This is a genomic window from Brevundimonas sp. (assembly GCF_036405315.1).
GTDB lineage: Bacteria > Pseudomonadota > Alphaproteobacteria > Caulobacterales > Caulobacteraceae > Brevundimonas.
Window position 1 is genome coordinate 1 of record NZ_DASWXW010000042.1, and the last position, 1,721, is coordinate 1,721.

Below are 1,721 nucleotides of genomic sequence, written 5' to 3' on the forward strand. Positions count from 1 at the left end.
CCGACGCGATCCTTGAACTCTTCGTACTGGTTGGCGCGCTCGGCCTCGCGGACCTTGCCGGTCACGACCTGGCGAGCCATCTGGGTCTGGACGCGGCCGAACTCGAACGGCGGCAGGACCTCGACGTATTCCTTGCCGACCTCGGCTTCCGGGTCGCGCTTGGAGGCGTCGCGCAGACGCACCATGGCGCTGTCGTTGAACTCTTCCAGCTCGTCTTCCGGCTGCCAGTCGTCGGGCACGATGGTGACGTGGCGGGTCAGCGACAGTTCGCCGGTCTTGTGGTCGATCTTGGCGCGGATGTCGTGGTGAGCGCCGTAACGCGACTTGGCGCCCTTCTGGATCGCCTCCTCGATCGCCTCGATGACGATTTCCTTGTCGATGTTCTTCTCACGCGCGACGGCGTCGGCGATCGAGAGCAGTTCGAGACGGTTGGCGGAAATACCGGTGACGGCCATCAGGCTTTGTCCTTGGTCGAGGTCGGGGTGGTTTGTTCGTCTTCAGCCGCACCTTCCGGCAGGCCGTCGTCTTCAGGTTCGCCGCGCGCCGCGCGCAGGGCCGCGCCCCGCTTCAGCAGTTCGTCGGTCAGCACCAGCTTGGCGTCCGCAATCCATTCGAAGGGGATCAGGGCCGTGTCCTCCTCGCCATCCAGATCGATGGCGACGTTGTCGCCCTCGGTCCCGGCCAGGATTCCCTTGAAGCGCTTGCGCCCCTCGACCATGCGGTCGGTTTCCAGGCGGGCCTCATAGCCTTCGAACAGGTCGAAATCGATCAGGCGGGTCAGCGGGCGGTCGATGCCGGGCGACGAGACCTCCAGCAGGTACTCGCCCGAGATCGGATCGGCGGCGTCGAACACTTCCGACACGGCGCGCGACAGGCGGGCGCATTCCTCGACCGAGATGTCATTGTCGATCACGCGCTCGGCCATGATCTGCTGACGGCGACGCAGGGTGCCGCCCATCAGGCGCACGCGCACGACGGCCAGCCCCAGGCTCTCGGCCACGGGGTCGATCATCTCCAGCAGGGCGCGGTCTTCAGCGGTCTTGGCGCGCAAGGGTCAGGTCCAAATACAAAAGCGGCGGTCCGTCCGGGCCGCCGCTTGAAACGACGCCGTTGGACGCCGGTCTAACGATGTGAGCGGTCATATAGGCGAAAGCGGGGGCCGTGTCAGCCCCCGCCGTCGTCGCAAAGGTTCAGAACTCCTCCCAGCCGTCTGAGACCACCACCAGAGACGGCTTGCGGGTGCCGCTGCGCAGGGCGGCCACCGTCTGGGCCACCGGCTGCGGAGCGCGGACCGGGGCCGGCTTCTTCGCGGCGACAGGCGCGGCGGCCTGACCGGTTCGGAAGCGCGACACCGAGGCGGCCAGGACGTCGGCCTCCTGCGACAGCGAGTGGCTGGCGGCGGTCGACTGCTCGACCATCGCAGCATTTTGCTGAGTGACCTGATCCATCTGGTTCACGGCGGTGTTGACCTGTTGCAGGCCGGTGGCCTGCTCCTGGGCCGAGGCCGAGATTTCCGAGACCAGGCCGTCGATCTCGGCCACGCGGCTGACGATGCGCTGCAGGGCCTCGCCCGTCTGGCCGACCAGGGTCACGCCCGCCCCGACCTGCTGGCCCGAGGCCGAGATCAGGGTCTTGATCTCCTTGGCGGCTTCGGCCGAGCGCTGGGCCAGGGCCCGCACTTCCGAGGCCACCACGGCGAAGCCGCGGCCGGCGTCGCCCGC

General features: G+C 67.9%; 3 protein-coding genes. All 3 read right to left on the reverse strand.

What is annotated here, in order from left to right; genetic code table 11:
• A partial coding sequence (locus VGE49_RS02875) for a NusA N-terminal domain-containing protein (protein ID WP_331033079.1) occupies positions 1-455 on the reverse strand: 455 nt, incomplete at its 3' end.
• A complete protein-coding gene (gene rimP, locus VGE49_RS02880; RefSeq protein ID WP_331033080.1) occupies positions 455-1,051 on the reverse strand; it encodes a ribosome maturation factor RimP in 597 nt (198 codons plus the stop codon). The genes rimP and VGE49_RS02875, both read right to left, overlap by 1 nt.
• Positions 1,052-1,190: 139 nt before the next feature.
• A partial coding sequence (locus VGE49_RS02885) for a methyl-accepting chemotaxis protein (protein ID WP_331033081.1) occupies positions 1,191-1,721 on the reverse strand: 531 nt, incomplete at its 5' end.